The sequence below is a fragment of the Mycoplasma sp. Mirounga ES2805-ORL genome, assembly GCF_017084445.1.
Taxonomy (GTDB): domain Bacteria; phylum Bacillota_I; class Bacilli_A; order Mycoplasmatales; family Metamycoplasmataceae; genus Mycoplasmopsis.
On record NZ_CP070947.1, the window covers coordinates 1 to 19089 of the forward strand.

At 25.9% G+C, this 19089-nt stretch carries 17 protein-coding genes and 2 tRNA genes; 17 read left to right on the forward strand and 2 right to left on the reverse strand.

The features are described from left to right. Positions 1-63 precede the first annotated feature (63 nt). The 7 genes from JXZ90_RS00005 to JXZ90_RS00035 all read left to right on the forward strand — a co-directional run bounded on the left by JXZ90_RS00005 (position 64) and on the right by JXZ90_RS00035 (position 9009). Positions 64-282 carry an IS3 family transposase gene (locus JXZ90_RS00005; protein WP_241003413.1) on the forward strand — a complete coding sequence of 73 codons (219 nt, stop codon included), beginning with the start codon at positions 64-66 and terminating at the stop codon, positions 280-282. 413 nt (positions 283-695) lie between these two features. Further along, positions 696-2600, forward strand: coding sequence for a hypothetical protein (locus JXZ90_RS00010; RefSeq protein WP_205848360.1), 1905 nt, complete (start codon positions 696-698; stop codon positions 2598-2600). A gap of 179 nt (positions 2601-2779) precedes the next feature. Beyond that, the gene (locus JXZ90_RS00015; protein ID WP_205848361.1) at positions 2780-3430 is read left to right on the forward strand and encodes a hypothetical protein; all 651 of its coding nucleotides are present in this window, start codon (positions 2780-2782) and stop codon (positions 3428-3430) included. A gap of 38 nt (positions 3431-3468) precedes the next feature. Then, positions 3469-4719 carry a hypothetical protein gene (locus tag JXZ90_RS00020; protein ID WP_205848362.1) on the forward strand — a complete coding sequence of 417 codons (1251 nt, stop codon included), beginning with the start codon at positions 3469-3471 and terminating at the stop codon, positions 4717-4719. Beyond that, positions 4712-6607, forward strand: coding sequence for a DEAD/DEAH box helicase (locus tag JXZ90_RS00025; protein ID WP_205848363.1), 1896 nt, complete (start codon positions 4712-4714; stop codon positions 6605-6607). The genes JXZ90_RS00020 and JXZ90_RS00025 overlap by 8 nt, the downstream gene beginning before the upstream one ends. Before the next feature lie 211 nt (positions 6608-6818). Continuing rightward, on the forward strand, positions 6819-7151 hold the full coding sequence (locus tag JXZ90_RS00030) for an HNH endonuclease family protein (protein WP_256432786.1): 333 nt from the start codon (positions 6819-6821) through the stop codon (positions 7149-7151). Between the two features lie 574 nt (positions 7152-7725). Then, the gene (locus JXZ90_RS00035) at positions 7726-9009 is read left to right on the forward strand and encodes an AEC family transporter (RefSeq protein ID WP_205848364.1); all 1284 of its coding nucleotides are present in this window, start codon (positions 7726-7728) and stop codon (positions 9007-9009) included. Between the two features lie 12 nt (positions 9010-9021). Here JXZ90_RS00035 and JXZ90_RS00040 read toward each other — a convergent pair whose 3' ends face one another. Then, positions 9022-9459, reverse strand: coding sequence for an OsmC family protein (locus tag JXZ90_RS00040; RefSeq protein WP_205848365.1), 438 nt, complete (start codon positions 9457-9459; stop codon positions 9022-9024). 246 nt (positions 9460-9705) lie between these two features. Between JXZ90_RS00040 and JXZ90_RS00045 the strand changes: the two genes are divergently transcribed. The 8 genes from JXZ90_RS00045 (at position 9706) to JXZ90_RS00080 (ending at position 16920) form a co-directional block, all read left to right on the forward strand. Beyond that, positions 9706-9781 (forward strand) — tRNA-Thr (locus JXZ90_RS00045). Between the two features lie 53 nt (positions 9782-9834). Further along, positions 9835-9919, forward strand: a tRNA-Leu gene (locus JXZ90_RS00050). A 114-nt stretch (positions 9920-10033) separates the two neighbouring features. Then, a complete protein-coding gene (gene ruvA / locus JXZ90_RS00055; protein WP_205848366.1) occupies positions 10034-10627 on the forward strand; it encodes a Holliday junction branch migration protein RuvA in 594 nt (197 codons plus the stop codon). After that, a complete protein-coding gene (gene ruvB, locus JXZ90_RS00060; RefSeq protein ID WP_205848367.1) occupies positions 10608-11570 on the forward strand; it encodes a Holliday junction branch migration DNA helicase RuvB in 963 nt (320 codons plus the stop codon). Before ruvA ends, ruvB begins: the two co-directional genes overlap by 20 nt. Positions 11571-11621: 51 nt before the next feature. Further along, positions 11622-14243, forward strand: a complete 2622-nt coding sequence (secDF, locus tag JXZ90_RS00065) for a protein translocase subunit SecDF (RefSeq protein WP_205848368.1) — start codon at positions 11622-11624, stop codon at positions 14241-14243. Positions 14244-14294: 51 nt separating this feature from the next. Further along, complete coding sequence (truB, locus tag JXZ90_RS00070; protein WP_205848369.1) at positions 14295-15161, forward strand: tRNA pseudouridine(55) synthase TruB; 867 nt, start codon at positions 14295-14297, stop codon at positions 15159-15161. A gap of 40 nt (positions 15162-15201) precedes the next feature. Then, the gene (locus JXZ90_RS00075; RefSeq protein ID WP_205848370.1) at positions 15202-16047 is read left to right on the forward strand and encodes a YcsE-related riboflavin metabolism phosphatase; all 846 of its coding nucleotides are present in this window, start codon (positions 15202-15204) and stop codon (positions 16045-16047) included. A 21-nt stretch (positions 16048-16068) separates the two neighbouring features. Beyond that, the gene (locus tag JXZ90_RS00080) at positions 16069-16920 is read left to right on the forward strand and encodes an FAD synthase (protein WP_205848371.1); all 852 of its coding nucleotides are present in this window, start codon (positions 16069-16071) and stop codon (positions 16918-16920) included. A gap of 1 nt (position 16921) precedes the next feature. Here the strand turns inward: JXZ90_RS00080 and JXZ90_RS00085 are convergent, their stop codons facing one another. Further along, positions 16922-17416 (reverse strand): cytidine/deoxycytidylate deaminase family protein, encoded by a 495-nt coding sequence (locus JXZ90_RS00085; RefSeq protein ID WP_205848372.1) that lies wholly within the window; start codon positions 17414-17416, stop codon positions 16922-16924. Between the two features lie 63 nt (positions 17417-17479). On the opposite strand from JXZ90_RS00085, the gene JXZ90_RS00090 reads away from it, so the two are divergent. Both JXZ90_RS00090 and JXZ90_RS00095 read left to right on the forward strand, forming a co-directional pair. Then, the gene (locus JXZ90_RS00090) at positions 17480-17821 is read left to right on the forward strand and encodes a hypothetical protein (protein WP_205848373.1); all 342 of its coding nucleotides are present in this window, start codon (positions 17480-17482) and stop codon (positions 17819-17821) included. Between the two features lie 15 nt (positions 17822-17836). Continuing rightward, complete coding sequence (locus tag JXZ90_RS00095; RefSeq protein WP_205848374.1) at positions 17837-19075, forward strand: glucose-6-phosphate isomerase; 1239 nt, start codon at positions 17837-17839, stop codon at positions 19073-19075. Positions 19076-19089 lie beyond the last annotated feature (14 nt).

Consider the following 19089-nt stretch of genomic DNA (forward strand, 5'->3'; position numbering starts at 1 on the left):
GGTTTTCAATACACAAATCAAGAATACATTGATAGAATTACAAAATTTGGTGGGGTAGTTTCAATGTCTAGAGTTGGGAATTCATTAGATAATAGAGAAATTGAATATTGGTTCGGAGTGATTAAAAAAGAACTATTGAATGATTTAGATTACACAAAAATTACATTTGACGAGTTAAATGAAAAAATTAGAGAATATATTTTTTGATATAACAATTATAGAATACAATCAAATTTAGGTTTAAAAACACCACAGCAATTTGCTATGGCGTTCATCAATTAAAAATGTTAATATTTTTTGTCCACGTTTAAAACCCAATATGATTTTTATTTACCTTTGATTCCTCTTTTTGAGTGTAAATTCAAATATTCTTTGAAATTTCTTTGTTTAATGTGGTAACTCCTTATTACACAATCACTCGGTTTATTTTTGCATTTTGTTTTAAATGAAAAATCAATTTTACGTTTCATATATAACGTAGATGTGTCCTTTCTAATTATTGGGTTAAAAATATATTTGCAGGACATAAAAAGTCCCACCAAGAACTCAGTTTGGTGAGTTCTTGGCGAAATTTTACTTTTTTAATTTTCAAAAATTATTTTTTTATATATTGACAAAAAAATGTTTTAACACAATGATAAAAATTCGTTTTTATTAAATTTTAGGTTTCTAAAGTATGTAATAAAATAATATTTATGGACAAAACAAGTAAATATATAGATACTGAAAATATTTTTGATGTTTATAAACCAGTAACATTTTTCATTGAAGAAAAACATGACAATGTTTTATCATTCTTATCAAAAAATAATATAGAAACCGGAGAAGACCTATTAAAACTTAATAGAGATACCATTCAAAATAATGATACATTGATCAAAAAATCAAAAAAAATTCTTTTAAATGCATATGATGAATTAAATAGTTCTCTATGAGCAATGTCAAAAACTCAAAACCCTAGATTTTTTACTTATTTTGACCAATTAATTCTAGATTATCCAATAAATTTTGCAGTAATGAACACATCTTATCAGAAACGTATAATTGAAGAGAATAACATAAATACATTAAGCCAACTTCATGATTTTAATTGTTCAATTGTAGGAAATTTAAATAAATTGCCACAAGAAATTAACAACATTATGTCTAATTCGAGACTAATAACACGCGATATTCTAGAACTGATAAAAATTAAAATAGATATTTATCAAAAAATATTTAGTTCAATATTCAGCAGTAAAAAATGTTATTACAATCAGGTTATTGTGGCTATTGTTAATGGTTATTTTGACAATTTTGTTAATATGCAATCAAAACCAGAAAACTTATATACTGAAAAAATTAATGAATTATCTGATGAAATAATTTCTAAAAATTGCCATGACATAATAAAGCAACATTTAATAAATTCTTTAAGTATAGTTACAAAATTTAAGAATAAGGAGATGCTACTTAACGAAGTAAAAATTGAATTTGTAGAATCTATGAATCAAATTATTCAATTAAGCAGTATAGATGAAATAAAAAATTTGTGAAAAATAAAAGAAATATCTATTTTGGATATTCCTGAGGAGGATTTAGAAAATGATGAAAATTTAAATACGCTTCATTCTTTTTTTTCTGAAGAGAAATACAAAAATTCCAATTGATATTCAAACTCTCATTTAAAAACAATAAAAAGTACATATAAATTTAAAGAAGATAGATATTCTTATATTTACACCAAATACAATATTTCACCTAGGGAAATTATGGATATTTTTAATACTTCTGAAATGGAAATGTACTATTTAAAAAAATTTTATGAAAAAGGTACTCAAAACATAGAAGAATATATTTTAGATCCTAATATTTCGCATAACGAAAAAGACAAAATAAAAAAATTCTTATTAAAAAACAAAAAATTAATTTACTTAAAAGGTGATTTTATAAAAGTATCTATGTCTGAAATATTAGAAATGCTAATGAAAAAACATTCTGAAAATCATATTAAATCTTCCCAAATAATTACTGAATATAATGATTTTATATACAACAATATTTTTGATAAAGATGTTTTAAATAATCTTTTACCTGAAAATTTAGAGCGAAATATTGAAGCAACATTAATGAGAAATAATAATGTACTTCTAAATATGGGAAAATTGTATAGATATTATGAATTAAAAAAATATAATTGACAATTTTTTGTTGATAATATCAACTTTGAAAAATATAATGGAATGTTCTTTTCTTCAAAACTTATTTTTGATGAATATTATGAGCTAATGCAAGAGTATAATATTTATAATGAATATGATCTACACAACATACTAAGAAAATTAGAAAACAATGATATGCTTCCAGAAGGTTTTCATTGTGATAGAAGAATGCCAAATTTAAAATACAATATCAAGAATCAAGAAGAACAAGTAATCAATTTTTTTGAAGAAAATGCCCCAATTTCATACCAATCATTTTGAGATTTATATTCTGAAAAATATGGTTTTAATTTACTTTCAATGAAAGGAAGCAGTTATCCAAATATTCTTAGCAAATGACTAACAAAAGACAGGATATATAAAAAAAAGGTTTTAGCTACCTTACAGAAGAAGAAATAGCTCTTATTAAAAGCAAATTATCTAACAACATATATCCATATAAAGAAATATGCAAAACCATAAAAGAGAACACATCTGGTAGAAACATCTCTCTGAACAGTAAAACATTTAATGATATAGGTTTTATACATAATTTAACTTTGTGTCCAAAGTTGACTTTTGCAAGTATTCATGATTGCTTGTATGAGACTTACTTAAAAAACACAGACTTTATAAGAATTCCAAATGATATAAATATTTTTAAGGACAAAGACATTTACCAATCAGGAGTTGTTGTTAATGCCTTTTACAATATATTTTCAGAGTTTAAAGCGATTAAAGTAAATGGGAAAGAAAATTTATATATAACATCAAAAAAGTTGAAAGAATCTAATATAGATTTAAATTTAATTAAAGATTTTGTTAATAAAGTTTCTGATTGAGTTGGAGATAAATTTTTTACAATTGAAAGCCTATTAGACAGTGAATTTGAGCATGAACTTATTCAAGAATTTGGTTTTGATAATATATTTTATGAATTTATTTTACAACAGTTTAGTGACAGATTTAAAAGTATAATGTCAAGCCCTAGAATTTTTAAAAAAAATACTAATCGGCAAAATATTAATTTTAGTAATTTCGTGGAACATATCATATTTTCTCAGTTTTGAAAATATGATAGTGATGAGCCTATAAATGCCTATGATATAGAAGAATACGTTCTAGAAACCTATAAATATAAATTTAATTCTGCGAAATTAAAAGAAGTAATAAATTCAATTGGTTTTTACTATGATGATGTATCTCACAGCATTTATTATAGCAAGGAAGAATATATTGATATAATTTAAATTAAAAATTAAATAGTCAATAACTTAAGGAGAAAAATATGATTCATGATCTACTAAAAAGCAATAAAGCAAAGCCTGTTGTTGGAAAACTTAAAAACGTTGTAATAAATGGTTCAAGAGAAAGTATTCAAGTTTATTCTATAGATTTGGATGCATTATACTATAACAATAGAAATGACAGAATTATTTCCTGATCATCTGAGAAATCAAGTGAAGAAATTGAAGAAATGAAAAATATAGACATAAATCAATATAATCAAACGTTTGAAAATTGGATAATAGAGAGTAACAAGCAAGCTATCGAGAAGACTAAAAAAAATATTGAAAAAGTTGGCCAAATGGTTGACGGAGTTGTTCTAAAAGATGGAAGAATTATTGATGGAAACAGGAGATTTACTTGTTTGAGAATGTTGCAAAGGGCACATAAAGAAATGCCTGATAAATATAGATTTAATGCTGCAATTCTAGATAAAGATTATGAAACAGACGGTAAAGAAATTAAATTATTAGAATTAAGCATTCAGCACGGTGAAGAAGAAAAACAAGGTTATGATCCTATTGAGAGAGTTATTGGAGCATATAAAGATATAGAAATTAATAAACAAATAAGTATTGAGGAATATGCAAATGTCTGCAATGAAAATGTTAAAAATATAGAAAAAAAATTAGAAGTTGCAAAATTCTTAGAAGAGTTTTTGGAGTACATAAATGCTAGTGGTAAGTACTATATCGCAAGACAAAATAATCTACATGACCCTATTCTTGAATCAATAAAAATTATTAAGAAAGCGAAGTCAGAAGCTTACTCTGATGATGAAGTTACGGATTTAAAACATATTTTATTTTCAAACCTTCTTATTAAGCAAACAGGTGATAAAACTCGTTTTATGAGAGATATTCTTACACTTGTTAAAGATTTAAATATCGGAAAAGAATTAATCAACAAAGAAAAAGAACTAATTGACTTTGTATTAGATAAAGTTGATGAGTATACAGACAATGAAAATCAATTTTTGAAAGTTGATGAATTTATTAATGATATAAATAATTGTGAAGCAGAGCAAAAAATTGTAGATAATGTACCAAATGAATTACTACGTAAATTAGGATTAAAATCAAAAAGAGAACAACCTTTATTATTAAGTATTGATGCTCTTGATAAACTAGAAAGCATAGATATGGAATTTGCTGCGAAATTAACTAATGATGAGAAGCGAAAACTTAATGATATATTAGATTTCATAACTAAAAAAGCAAATAAAATTCAAGAAGAGATTAAAAATGCATAAAATAGATTTATGTATAGATAATGAAAATAATTGATACATTACTTTAGATAATGCTTTTTTGTTCAAAAGTTCTAGAACATATAAAAGAAGCGAATTTCACAAGTTTTTACATAAAGATCAAAACAAATATGAATTAAAAAAAATTTTTTTTAGGCGAGATTTATCAATTCAAGATAAAAGAAAAGTTTTGATCTTATTAGAGAAAATAGCTCAAGAAGTACAATTTGTTTTAACAATTGAAGATGATATTTATAAAGATATTGAAACTCTAGATCGAAAAATTAAAGAAAGAATAAATTTAGGAAAAATACTTAAAAATAGAGAATATGAAAAGGATAATAACCTTATATTAACTAAGCACGAATATATCCAAATATTAAATAAATATATTCAAAGGCCACTAAAAGAAAAACAAATAGAAAATAGTTTCTTTTCACTCTTGATGAGAAATTCATGTAATTACTCAGTTCCGGGCGCAGGAAAAACAGCAACTGTTCTAGGCACATATGCTTATTTATATGATAAGAAAATAGTTGATAAAATTGTAGTTATATGTCCTAAAAACTCCTTTGACTCATGGGCTAATGAATGAAAAAGCACTTTTGGAAGCAGAATAAGATTAAATTTACTTAAAATAAATTTTAACTTAACAAACAAAAGTGAATTAATTTCAAAAGCTATAAATAAAAATTTAATTATTATAAATTATGAAAAAGCCAATTCGTTTAAATATCAAATAAAGAAAATTATAGATAGTAAAACTTTGGTTATTTTTGATGAAATACATAAAATTAAAAATCCTGAAGGCGTTAGAGCTAAATCATGATTAAATATAATTGAAGAATCTAAACCCTGGGGTACTATACAATTAACAGGAACGCCTATACCTAATAGCTACAAGGACGTTTTAAACTATGCTAAACTCATTTTCGGAAGTGAGTTAAAACATTATTTTAATCATGATAGTAGCGAACTAAATTCGCAAAATTTGAGTGAGCATAAGCGTAGACAAATTAATAATGAACTATACCCATTTTTTGTTAGAACATCAAAATCTGACTTAAATATACCCGAACCATTAGAAGACAGAATAATTATTTCTCAAGCTACTGATGAAGAAAATGAAGCATTTAGAATAATAAAAAACTCAATTGAAAATCCTCTTATAAGAATTATCAGATTACTGCAACTAGAATCCAACCCTGAGTTGTTGTTTAAATCTATTAATTGAAAAGAATTAGAGAATGTATGAACTGTATTAGATAATGAAACTAGGGATATAGAACAATATGACTATACTGCTGAATTAAGAGAATTATTATCCGAAATTAATACTAGTTCGAAATTTAATAAGTTGATTAACTTAGTTAGTAAACTTAAAGCGCAAAATAAAAAAATTATAATTTGATGTGTTTTTGCTGAAACAATAAATAAAATTCACAATAGATTAAATGAATTATTAATTAATTCTGAAATGATTTATGGAGCAACCGCAGACAAAGATAGAACTAGACTAATCAATGCTTTTAACAACAATGAAATAGATGTGCTTATAACAAATCCGCATACATTAGCTGAGTCTGTTTCATTTCATAAAGTATGTCATGATGCTATTTATTATGAACTAAGTTATAATCTTGTTCACTTTCTTCAATCTAAAAATAGAATACACAGATTAGGTTTAACAAATAAGGATTATACACAATATTATATAATGGAAGAACAGTACAATAATTTTATCTATCCATTTTCACTATCTAACAGAATCTATGAAAGACTGCAAGAAAAAGAAGAAGTAATGTTGAATGCAGTTGAAAGGCAGGACCTAGAAACCAATGTGTTCTCAACAGACGAAGATATTAAATATATTTTAGACGACTTAAAATAAATAACTAAAAATACCAATATCTCTATTTTGTTGTTATATTGGTATTTTTTAAATGAATAAAAGAATATTATTTGTATTTAATTTAGATATTTTGCAACTTAAATTAATAATGGTCGCTTTCTAAATTAGGTATAAATTAGATCGCATTGAGTTTTTATTTAAAAATCAAAGTAAAGATGGATTCTATTCTTGAAAAGGATTAAAGTACTTCTTATATGAATATGAATTAAAACTTCAAAACAAATATAATCAAAAATCAAAAGTTGTATGAGAAACTTGAAATAATGATAAGAAAGAAGATACTATTGAACATATATATCCGCAAATGGATACTGACCCATATTGAGTTAAACGTTTTAATATTATTGATGACGACCAAAAAGTTATTTTTTTGCATAATCTTGGTAACTTAGTTTTAACCTCGCGTAAAGGTAATGCTTCGCTAGGAAATAGTGGTTATGACCTAAAACGTGGTATAGAAAATAGAAAATCTAATAAGCACTATTTAAGCACTATTATTGTGAGGGATCATATAGCGAAATAGAAATATCAACCGAGTACACAGAATGAACTCCGTACAATATTATTGAAAGAAATAATAAATTATTAGATTTTATGTGTAAAAGATGAGATTTTAAAATTGATGATAAATATAAAAATAATAAATATTTATATCCTAAAAATATTATAGAACCAAAGGGTGAAAACTAGAATTACTTTTTAATTTATTAATTCTAGTATAGTCTCTTTTTTTTAGAATTTTGTGTAGTGTTTTTCTTTTTTATTATCTTCACATATGGTTATAAACAATATTTAAAACAAAATAAGATAATTAAGAAAACATTATCTTATTTTAAACTTTAAATTTTAATAAAAATTAGATTAATAATTAGATAAATCATTTATTAACAAAATATATTTATTAGGAGATAATGGCGCTTGTCTATTTTTTTAATAGCTACACAATTAAAAAATATATAAGTATAAATACTCGAAAGTCAACCATGTACTAAAAATTCAAAATCTGAATACATCTAATAAAATTACTTGTTATTTTATATATTTCAAAATTTATTAAGTTGTACAATTAAAATTGTAATTTTTTTAGAGGTTTAGATATGAAAGAAGTTTTAATAAGTACATTAAATAATACTAGTTTATGAGGTGTAATAATAGCTAGCGTTTTTGTTATCTCAATTGGTTTTATTTTGATGAAAACCAACATTTTTAAAAAGGAATGATTACCTGGATTTACTTCTGTAATTATGAATGTTTCATTGCCTGCCATTGCAGTAAAAGGTTTCATGTCTGATATTAATATGGGTAAATTAAAAGAACAAGCTTGAATATTATTAATTTCTTTTATATTTTATTTTGTTCTTTCATTAGTGGCTTATCTATGAATGAAATTCTTTTATAGAAAAGTTCCTAAATCGGTTGAAAATGCAAATGAGGAAACTATTATAGGTGCACTATCAGGGACGGATGAAAAAGATAGTCCTAGAGACAAAGCGCTTGTTATGTGAATGCTTTTAATTTTTGGCTCAACCATAACATTTGGTATGCCAATAGCTGATGAATTTTACAAAAATACACCAAGTCATGATACAGCATTAGTTTCGGTGAATGTTTTTAATATCATGCAAAGAGTTTTCTGTTATACATATTGCTTTATGATGATTAAAGGTATTAGATTAAATAAACAAAATGTTAAAAAATCTTTAAGATCAATAGCCTTAAATCCAGCTTTAATAGGTACTTTCGTTGGTTTAGGACTTTGATTATCTCAATTAATTCCAGGATTAGGCGCATCTTCAATTCCTGCTGATATTAAATTCAATCTTGATCCAAAAACATCTATTCAATTAGTTTCAAAAGCAAAATTTGGAACAAACATGCAACCTATATTCTTTGATGCTGATAATAATAAATATATTTTTAATTCAGCGATAAATAATTACCAACTAACAGAAATTAATCCAACCGGTTGATTTGATTTTAAGATAACATTACCTTATTTTTATAAAATAGCAGCAGTTCTTTCAGAATTATGTACTCCATTAATTTGGCTAACAATTGGAATGAAAATTAGTGAATCTAAACTTAAAAGTTTATTCGCAGATAAGCAAGCTTGACTATATTCATTTTTAAAATTAATAGTAATTCAATTAATAATATTTGGATCGTTATTCTTATTGAATTATTATGGAAAAATTACAAAAGTAAGTGCTATATCTATTATGATAATAACTGCAACTCCTCCAGGCGCAGCGCCTATGGCATTTGTTTTAAATGAAAAAAGAGCAAGCCACTTTGCTGTTAGAGCTTCAACTCTAAGTACCTTACTCTCTTTATTTATTATTCCATTTTGGATTATAATATCTGAAATTGTTTATATTTAGTAAAAACTAGTTTTACATTTTTTTGCCATTAATTATATAATGAACATTATGTTTAATAGAAGGATCTACTGAATTTGACACTGGACAAAATGAGTGTGATAATTTTAGCAATTCTACTAATTTATTATTATCTACATCTTTTGCATTTAAAATGTGTGTTACATCAATTTCTTTAAAACCTGGATGAACTTTGAAATCCGTTAATCTTTTAGCTTCAATTTGAACTTCATATGATTCTCATTTAATCTTTTCATTGAATGATACATAGTTAAATAAAGCTTGTTCACAACCACATAAGGCACTTAGGAATGTTGAAATAGGGTTAAAAGCTTCTTTTCCATTAAGATCTATAAGGTGTTTTACTCCAGCTTCATTTGTTGCAACAGAATGTCTGTTTACTGGGTCAAATTTAGCGCTAACTTTATATACGCTCATATTTTCTTTTTCCATAATTATCTCCTTGTTTAATTTTTTGTCTTCTATCATTATAAAACAAATAAAGTACCGAAAATCTTTTAGTGTTGTTTAAATATTTTTTTTACAAAAATGTGTTATTTTTTTAACACAAATGAGTTTTATGTGTAATTTTAGTCAAAATTAAAAAAAGCATAAAATAAAATTAGTTTTTACCAAATCTTTTATTTTGCTAATATTGATTTTAATTTATAATAATAACGCTTTTAATAAAAGGCATATGCCGGCTTAGCTCAGTTGGTAGAGCAACTGACTTGTAATCAGTAGGTCGTAGGTTCGAGTCCTATAGCCGGCACCATATATGCAAACTTAGTGTTTAAATAAGGTGCAATTCCTTTAAGCATATAAAAAGCGCGAGTGGTGAAATTGGCAGACACGCTAGATTTAGGCTCTAGTGCTTTACGGCATGAGGGTTCAAGTCCCTCCCCGCGCACCATTTCATTTAATTGACCAAACACAGCAATGTGTTTTTTTTATTTTTGAAGTATTTTATTTTTCCATTTTTATTTCTTTTTTTAAAAACCGGACTATATGTTTATGGAGGTGAAAAATGATTTTATATAGAATCGGAGAAATTGTTTATAAACGTCAAAATAATTTAATTTTTGAAAGTCAAGGAATTGGTTATTCATTAATTTTTCCAAATCACGAAAGAGTTAGCGAAAAAGCCAAATTAAAGCTTTATATTTATGAAATAAAGAATGATTATTATCAAGCTACATATGCTTTTAAAGAATTTAAAGAAAGACTTTTATTTACTGATTTAATTGGTATAGCTGGAATAGGTCCAAGAGTTGCTTTCAATATCTTGAACCATGGTTGAGAAAAAGTTGTTGCTTATATTGCAAATGGTAATTATGAAGAATTAGTCAAAATACCTTATTTGAATCCTAAAGTAGCAAGACTAGTTGTTGTTGAATTACAAAATAAATGACAAAAAATTTCAAGTCCAGATAAAAATAACGAAGTAGCGAAAAATATATCGATTATGAATGAGGCAACTGAAACATTAAAGATGCTAGGTTTTAAGAAAAATCAAATAGAAAGCGCTTTAGCAAAAGCAAATGAAACAACTAATGTTGAATTATTAATTGAAGAAGCAATAAAAATAATGAGTACAAAATATGAATCAACTTCGGCTTAGACCTACTTCATTTGATGAATTTATTGGCCAGGAAAAACTAGTTGCAACAATAAAAACGATGATTAGTGGGGCAAAGTATAGAAATGAAGTATTAGACCATATTTTATTTAGTGGATCTCCCGGGACTGGCAAAACTTCCTTGGCTAGCATTATAGGTAATGAGATGCAAGTTAAAATTCATTTTCTTCAAGGATCTATGCTTGAAAAAAAATCTGATATTCTAAGTGTGTTTGCAAATGTTAAACATGGAGATATTGTTTTTATTGATGAAATTCATAGTGTTAATAAAGGCGTTGAGGAACTAATCTATAATGCTATGGAGGATTACAAAATAGACATAGTTATAGGTCCAGAGGGAAATTCTAAAGCAATGAGAATGAATCTAAATCCGTTCACTTTAATAGGCGCTACAACTAAGCTTAATTTAATTAGTCAGCCTTTTAAAGACAGATTTGGATTTTTAGCAAGAATGTCTAATTATAAACTTCAAGATATTGAAAATGTAATTCGTAATTCAGCTAATATTTTAAATATCAAAATTGATAATGATGTTGAAAAAATAATTGCTTTATATTCGAAACGAACTCCTAGAGTTGCAAATCATCTTTTAAAAAGAATTTACGATTTTTCAATTCAAGAGCATGAGAAATCTATCTCAAAAGAAACTTCATTTAAAACATTCAAACATTTAGATTTATATGATTTGGGTTTGAATAGAGATCACATAGAATATTTAAAAGTATTGAAAGACACTTTTGATCTTAAATTTGCATCATTAGATTCAATAGCCGGGATAATCAATCAAGAAAAAGACAATATAATTAGCGAAATAGAACCTATACTTTTATCTTTAAAACTAATACAAAAAGGTCCAAGAGGAAGACGGATTACATCACAAGGAATTGATTATCTTTTGAGAAACTCAATATCATTGAATAGTTAAATGAAAATATTGTGCTTAATATATTAGTATTAATATATAATAAATAACATTATGTTAAGAAAGATCGGCAATTTCTTTAAAAAAATTATTAGTCCAACTAACTGAAAAAGGTGACTAATTCTATTTATAACATTAGTATCCACAATAGTAGCTATTGTTTGTGGCTCAATTTTCTTTACATCTAAAAACATTAACAAATCCGTTGAATATAACGGTGGTGTTGAATTTTTAATTAAGATTAATAAAGGTGATAAACCTGATGAAGCAATTGATGAAAAATTTTCAAAAGAAGTTTCTAAAGCTATTGAAGAGCGCTTAAACGGTGGTGTTGCTTTCAATGGAACGTCAGTTGAAGTTCAAGGAAATGGTAAAATTAGAATTACAAAAAATGGTGAATTATCTAAGGAAGAAAGATCAGAATTTGAAAAAATTATTAGTAACAAACCAACTTTAATTTTGACTGATTCATCAATGATTCCATTATTTATTGATGGTGAGTTTAATAGAAGCAGAAATAAATTAGACTATGATTTGATATCATCAGATCCAAAAGAATTGAGAAGATATGTTGCGCCTCTAAAACCTAATGGTTCAGAAGCAATTCTAACTGGTGGTCAATACGGGCAAGATGCTTCATCAAAATCAGTTTCTGTAACTTTATTAAATTATGAAGCTCAATTAGAATGAGAAGCTGCTACTGAATTCATTTCAACTCAAACTAGAGACAAAGCAATTTTAATGTGAATAAATTTAGATGATTTAATTAATATGGCCAAGGAAGATTTCTATGATGATTGAGTAGATTCTGGTAAAAATCCATATAATTTTGTTCATGTGGATAACAAGATTTTTAATAGCAGTAACAATACACCAAATGCTAAAAAATTATATACATTTGATGCTAAGAAATATTTAATAAGTGAGGCTAGAGTTGGCGAAAAACTATCAGCACCTACATTTAGAATAACAGGTAGATTTAGTGATCAAGAAGCTAGACAATTATCAGCCAACATTAATTACGGTTCATCAAATTATTCATTAGATGTCCTATCGTCAAACTATGTGCAACCAGATAATACAAGCAATTCATTTGAAAGTGCATTATTAGCCGGAGCTGTTGTATTTGGATTAATCTCAATTTTTATGATTGTGAATTATGGAGTCCTAGGACTATTAAGCACTGTTTCAATATCCTTATACATGTTCCTAACTTTACTAATGTTTGCATTTTTACAAGGTGAATATTCACCAGTTACTATTGCGGCTTTAATAATCGGTATTGGTATAAGTGTGGATTCAAACATAATTGTTTTTGAACGGCTTAAGAACGAAGTTTATTCTGGCGAGCGGCTTAAAAAGTCAATGAAGTTATCTAATAAAAAGTCACTGTCTTCAATTATTGATGCAAATATTACAACATTAATTGTTTCATTTATTCTATTTTACTTTGGCACATCAAAGGTAAAAGGGTTCAGTATATCATTAATTTTTTCAGTAATATTTACTCTAGTGGTTATGTTGCTATTTACAAGAACTTTAAGTCAAATTCTTATAAACACCGGAGTGTTTGATAATCGAATCTGATTATTAGGAATGTATAAGAAAAAAATAAATAATATTAATCAAACAAAAGGTTTTAGAAGTTTTAACTTTATTAAACACGCTAAATGGTTTGTTTTAGGATCCTTATTATTTATATTAATCGGTGGTATAGTTTACGGTTCATTTGCGGGAATTAATAATGACTTTTGAGCAGGATTCAATCGTTCAATAGAATTTAGAGGTGGAGTTAATATATCACTTCAAAGCGCAGAAACTTCTTTTATAGACCATGCAAGAGCTCTAGAAATAAAAGACTATATTATTAATCATAACGATGTTTTCAAAATAGATAATATTGAAAATTACATTAATATTATTCCAGCTGATTCAAATAAATTAGAATGAAAAGTAGTTATTGAAACACCACAAAATCTAACAGCAAGACTAAAAGAAATAAACTCTGAGTTAGCAAAAGTTTTTAAAGACACTGATCCTATATCATTTGGTATTTCTTCAATTGAAGCTCAAGAATTATTGAAAAATGCTATGTTGTCTATAGGTATTAGTTTTGCCGGAATTATTATCTATACAATGGTGCGTTTAAAATGAACATTTTCAACAGCGGCTATCATTGGATTATTACACGATATTGTTATGACAATAAGCTTTGTTGTAATTACTAGACTTCAAATGTCGCCAATTATAATTGCAGCTATGCTTTCAATAATTGCCTTTTCAATTAATGATACAGTTGTAGTATTTGATAGAATTCGTGAAACAATTAATAATGAATATCATAACCAAATTCTTTCTAAAGAACAAATAGCTAAAATAGCTAATTCTTCAATCGCTGATGTATTCAAAAGAAGTATTTATACTTCAGCAACTACAATTGCAGCTGTTGCTGTACTATTAATGTTTGGTAATGCAACTGACTTGTCATTTAATATTATGATGGTATTTGGTTTAGCTATTGGTTCATATAGTTCTATTTTCATAGCTACAAGAATGTGAACAATATTAGAAAATAGAAGACAAAAAGGTATCAAACATAGAATGGAAAAAGGTTTTTGAAATCTTCCGGGTCCTACCGAACAAATATTCCAAGGAATCAATGATTATACAGCCTAAAGTGTAAAAGTTATTTTGCACTTTTTATTTTTTTGTTTTAATTTAGTAACTATGTTTTACTTAATAAATAAAGAAAAAGGAATAAGTAGTTTTAAAGCTATTAAACAATTTGCAAAAGAAATTAAAGCAACTAAGATAGGTCATACCGGTACATTAGATCCATTAGCAAGTGGTTTATTATTAGTCGCAACTGATGAAGATACAAAATTAATTCAATATATCGAAGATAAGACTAAAGCATATACCACTTGAATTAAATTTGGTTCTCAAACTTCTACATATGATGAAGAAGGCGAAATTTTAAATAAGTCAGGTCAAAAAATAACTTTTAATCAAGAAATAATGGACAAAATGATTGAATGATTTATAAAACAAAATAGTCAAATACCCCCTATTTTTAGTGCAAAAAAAATTAATGGTGTGCGTTCATATGATTTAGCACGCGAAGGCAAATTAGTTGAATTAAAAGAGCAATTAATAAAAGTGCAAAATGCAGGTATCCTTTCATTCGATGATGAAAATCAAAGAATAGAATTTTATCTCGAGGTTTCTAATGGAACATATATTCGTTCATTAGCAAATGATTTAGGCATTTTTATGCATAATTTTGCATATATGCAATCTCTTGAGAGAGTTAAAATTTCTTCACTTGATAAATCATTACTTAAAAATAGTAATTTTGCTAAAATAGATATTACACCCCTTTTAAGGTATGAAGTAATTCAATTGGATAATAATGAAATTAAAACGTTGAAAAACGGTATTTCATTGCCAAATAAAAAACATTTAAAAAGTGGTAAATACTTTATAAGTACTAACACCGATAAAGAAACCATTTTAGGAATTATTGAAGCCTTTAAAGAAACAATAAAACCAATTAAACTTTTTGGGAATAGATTAAAAAATATTAATTATTAGATTTTCTAAGAAGTTTAATTGCAATCAAGAGGAGATAGTTATGATTACAAAAAAACTTCAAGTAGAAAATATTAAAATGGCTGCATTTGATGTGGATGGTACAATACTTCCATATTCAAGAGAAACTCTTTCAAAAAACATGAAGGAAATGTTTGCTGAGCTAGAAAATAATAAAATCATAACTGTTATCGCAACAGCACGTGATTTTGTAACAATTGGAGATTTATTAGATGAATCTAATAATGTTAGTTATTTTGTAGGTGCAAATGGAATGTTTGTTTATGATATCAAAAATAAGAAGATTATTAATGAGTCCCCTGCTAAATTAAGTGATATAAAAATAATTTATAAAAAACTAAAGGAACATAATTGTGTTAAAGGATTTACTATAACTAACCTTGATACAATTTATAAATCTAATGATTATGATGCGGAAAATAGTTGATTTCATAGACCTTTTTTAGATCACGTTGAAATGATGGATTTCGATAAAATGAGCGATGAACATTTACACGTACCTACTGTTATGTGCGAAAATTATGATGATGTTATAAAAGCTACACAAGTTATCAAAGAAACTATCAAGGACAATAATATGAATTTAGAGATATCAAGTTCTTGGAGTAAAGGCTTATTTATTTCACCTAAGGGCGTTACAAAAAGTAGTGCTTTGAAATGATTAGCTCAATATCTTAATTTAAATTCTAAGAAAAATCTTATTGCTTTTGGCGACAGTGCAAATGATTACCATATGCTTCGTGATTCAGCATATGGTGTTGCCATGGAGCATTCAACCAACTATGTAAAAAGAGTTGCTAATGATGTTGCTCTTTCTCCTGACAAGGATGGTACATATTACAAGTTAAAAGAATTGAATATTATTTAAGTTATATTCTATAATTATTTTATGTCTTTAAATATTTATAGTTTTGAAAACATTCCAAAATTTAATAAACCTATTTTTATATTAGGTTCTTTTGAATCTTTTCATATTGGACATTATAAACTTCTTGAAAAAGCCAAGGAATTAAGTCAAGATAAAAGAGATATAGTTCTTCTTTATTTTAAAGATGTAGAAAATCTTCCTAAAATGTATTCAGGAATTTTTACAGATTATGAAACTAGAATTCAAAATTTTGCTAATTTAAAAATTCAAAACGCTATTGAAATTGAGTATTTAACAAATAGTAAAAAAAGCCCAAAAGACTTCATTTTAGAATTAACTAAAAACCAAAGCGATTTTGATTTTGTTTGTGGTTCTGATTTTAGTTTCGGATACAAAGGGCAAGGCAAGCCTGAAACCTTGCTAAAAGAATATAACAATAAAGTTCATGTTGTTGATATTTTTAAATTGAACAATAATATTAAAATATCAACTACATACTTAAAACAACTTTTACAATTAGGTGAGATAGATCTTGTGAATACATTAAATTCCTGAACTTATGGTTTTAACGCAAAACTCATAAAAGATTTAGACAACAATTCATTTAGTGTAGAACCTAAAAACAAGTTTTTGATTAAATTATTGCCTGCATTTTATATTGCTAAAATTGAAATAAATAGTTATCAATATTATTCAGTTATTCAAATTGAAAATGATACATGGCCAATTCAATTTATTGATTTTGAAGCAACTAATTTACAAAGCCAAGATGTTAAGATTTTTATTATTGATAAAATCAATTTTGAAATTAGAAAAAGTAATGAAATTACTGAAGAAATAATAAAAAAAGCTAAAGAAAAGTTCTTAGCTTAGTTTATATTTTGAATTTTTTTTCGCCAACATTAATGTTTATATTAGTATCAATTTCAATTTTTCTAGTATTTATACCACATGTATCTAGAATGTTTCTGGAAATTTTAGCATCATCTGTATCATGATATTTATCATTTTCATAAACAATTTCAACAATTCCGGATTGAGATATTGTTTTAGCACAATTTGAACAAGGGAATAGTGATGTATACATTACACAATCCTCAAATTTATCTTGAGAATTAAGAATAGCATTCATTTCAGCATGTATTACATAAGCATATTTAGTCTCAGAAGCTTTTTCACCGTCTCTTGACCAAGGAAATTCAGTATCTAAACCTTGAGGCATTCCATTGTATCCTAGAGAAATAACTCTTTTATTTTTGTTTACAATACAAGCCCCAACTTTTGTTGACGGGTCTTTAGATCTTAAAGCGCTAACTTTAGCAAGCGCCATAAAGTAACCATCTCAATATAGTGATTCATTTTTTTTCATAAAAATATTTTAATACAAATTTATTTTCTTTTATATTGTTTAGAACTTAATAAAATAATAACTATGAATAAAAAAGGTGATATTGCATTTGGAAAAATTATAGAATTAAATGTTCAAAGACTTAGAGTAGTAACAAGATCAAATTATATTTTTGAAATACCTAAAAAATATATTTTGGATTGAAGTCCATCAAAAATATTAAGTGAATTTAAAGTGGGCGAAAAAATTAATTTTATTATTGAAAGCGTAGACAAAAAAAATAAGACTGGTATTGGAAATTTTAAAAAGCTACATGCTTTATATGAACGTTCTCCATTTCAACGTGAAATTAAAGAAACTAAACACGGATTTAAAAACTTGATTGACGATTTAGGTACATACGTTGATCTAGACGATAAAAAATAATAATGGATATAAATTATGAATAAAATTGAATTAAATACTTATAACTATTCTCCTGATTTTAAGAATGACTCTTTGATTAAAAGAGGTCAATCAATAATTCAAGGAATTAAGAATAAAAAATTAGACGGTTTTGAACATCTAGGTTTTCATGAACTAATAATGAATTTTACTGAAAAAAATACATCCCATTTATATGACTTAGTGAAATTAATGGTCAAATACAAAATTGAAGACTTATTTATTTTTACAAATAATAATTTATTCAACACCTATAAAATAGGTGAAGATTTCTTATTCAAATATGATCTCTTAGCAAATAAAAAAATAAGATTTCATTTTTTCAATGAAAATGACGGCATAGAAAGATGCTTGGAAAAATTTACCGATTTAAAAGATAAGATAAGTTTTAACAAAATCGGCTTTTTTATAGCTTCTAACGAAAAATTTGAAGATTATTTTATTAATTTTATAAAGTTAGTATTCAATAATTATCAACTAAAAAATGGATATTATCAAACTCTAAATAAAACTTTTTTTGCTGTTAAAGAAATCATAGAAAAACAGTTAAATTTTCTAAATGTTTTAGAAGAAAATAAGATTATTATTCCTAAAATAATGCACAATGATTATTCTTTTTTTAATGAGGGGACCTTAATTCTTTTACTAATAAAAGGAGCGAATATTAAAAATATAATTGAAGGTTATTCTGCTGCATGTGTTAATTTTGTTAGCGATAATCTTTTAGATAACACAGCATTTCAATATGCCTATATAAGATATCAAATAATAAAAAAGAATTCCATTAATGCTATGATTGGCACTTCAGAATATTTATCTAGATTTTTAAATGAAAGTTCTAAATTAATCAACAATGTTTTCGACTTAAAAAGTTATTCTTTTGGAACAATATATCCTCGGGAAATGTATACTTATGGTCAATATTTAATTGATAATGTTGAAGATTTATTTGTTACTATGTTTTCAATTAACCACGAAAAAACTGACTATAGAATGACAGATGACATTAGTAATAGCGATTTTTTAACCAAAATAAATGAAAGTAAAATTAGTTCATACCAAAATCTAATAAAAGATGGAATAATAACAACGATGAATAATATTGCACAAATACCTATATGTAAGGTGACTATACCTGATGGAAGCGAGTTTTCACTAGGAATGCTAATATGTTTTATTTATTGGTCAATTATTTATGAAGCTCATTTAAACAAAGTAAACCCTTTTGTAAAATAAATTAAGGAGTTAAT